Origin of the sequence: Parendozoicomonas verongulae (genome assembly GCF_009711465.1) — a bacterium.
GTDB lineage: Bacteria > Pseudomonadota > Gammaproteobacteria > Pseudomonadales > Endozoicomonadaceae > Sansalvadorimonas > Sansalvadorimonas verongulae.
On sequence record NZ_SMME01000802.1, the window covers coordinates 6,578 to 7,756 of the forward strand.

At 53.2% G+C, this 1,179-nt stretch carries 3 protein-coding genes; all 3 read right to left on the reverse strand.

What is annotated here, in order from left to right; genetic code table 11:
- A partial coding sequence (locus tag E1189_RS25360; protein ID WP_230460268.1) for a phage portal protein occupies nt 1-468 on the reverse strand: 468 nt, incomplete at its 3' end.
- Complete coding sequence (locus E1189_RS08405; RefSeq protein WP_155159586.1) at nt 468-668, reverse strand: phage head-tail joining protein; 201 nt, start codon at nt 666-668, stop codon at nt 468-470. The genes E1189_RS08405 and E1189_RS25360, both read right to left, overlap by 1 nt.
- 16 nt (nt 669-684) lie before the next feature.
- The coding region (locus E1189_RS25365; RefSeq protein ID WP_230460269.1) for a terminase gpA endonuclease subunit at nt 685-1,179 on the reverse strand (495 nt) is incomplete at its 5' end.

The following is a 1,179-nucleotide window of genomic DNA, read 5'->3' on the forward strand; positions in this document are numbered from 1 at the left end:
TTCCGCTTCCAGAATCTGGATTTGCAAGGGCACGGACAGACCATCTTCAGGAAGACGTGGCCGCAGGCGCACAAAACACTCACCCGCCTCGAGCATGGCTCTGGTCGCTAACGACTGCTGCCCATAAAAATCCAATGTACCGTCAGCATCAGATTCATCGGTCCAGTCCAGAAACAGCAGCTGTAACTCTTTACGAAACACATCATCCTTAGCATCGCTTTTAGGCTTGATGCCCGTGCCGATGATGTTCGCCACCAGCTTGCTGATACCTGCGGAGGCCCAGGGATCGTTGCGCAAGGCTGCACGACTGCGGTTAATGAGCGAGCCTAAGTCACCGGTAATTGCTGAGGTTGGCCCGTTATTGGGCGCTCGCCAGCTAACGGCTCTGCGGCCTTGGCCTGCTGCGGTGTAGGAGAGATTCACCAGTCTTCTTAGCAGGAAGCCTGCAACCCTTTGACGAAGACCCATCAAATTCCCCGCGAAGACACGACACCATATTGTCGTGGGCGCTTATTCTGTTTGGCCAGCTCTCGCTCAATAGCTGTCAGGCGACGCTCCATCTCGGCAAAGCTGCTGTATTCAATTTTGCGGCCATCAAACTCTACGGTGCGGGTTTCGCGCAGGAGTACGGCTCGCTTTAAGGCGATATATTCGGCTTCAGTAAACATACTTTTCCTTGAAGAGCTATCCCAAATAAGAACTGCGTGATGAGCGGCGAGGACGGGGCTTTTGTTCAATAAGTGCAGTGGTTTCTGCCATTACATCCGGCTCAGGCCGCTGTTCTGCCAGCTGCTCCAGATTCAATCCCCGATGCTGCTGCAAAATCCGTACAGCAGTTAATGCATACACCCGACAATCCAGAGCTTCATTCCGCTTCTTCTTGGCATCCCACTCAAAGTAAGCGACACCCCGGCGATACTTGCGCACTTTCTCTTCTGCCGTGGCCTGTTTGAAATAATCTTCATCAAAGCAGTCCTTCACTGGCCAATGACAGTAACCGGGGCCGGGTTCCAGAGCGCGATAACGCTGGTAGATCAGCTCTTTGGCGGTATCTGTTCCCACTAATGTGAGATACACGCCCTTTTTGTTGCGGGTTTTAGGGAAGTTGGCGATGGGTTTGCCTGCCTGACTTGCCCCTTTGATGGGGATCAGCCAGTCAATACCCATCTTGCGGCTGAA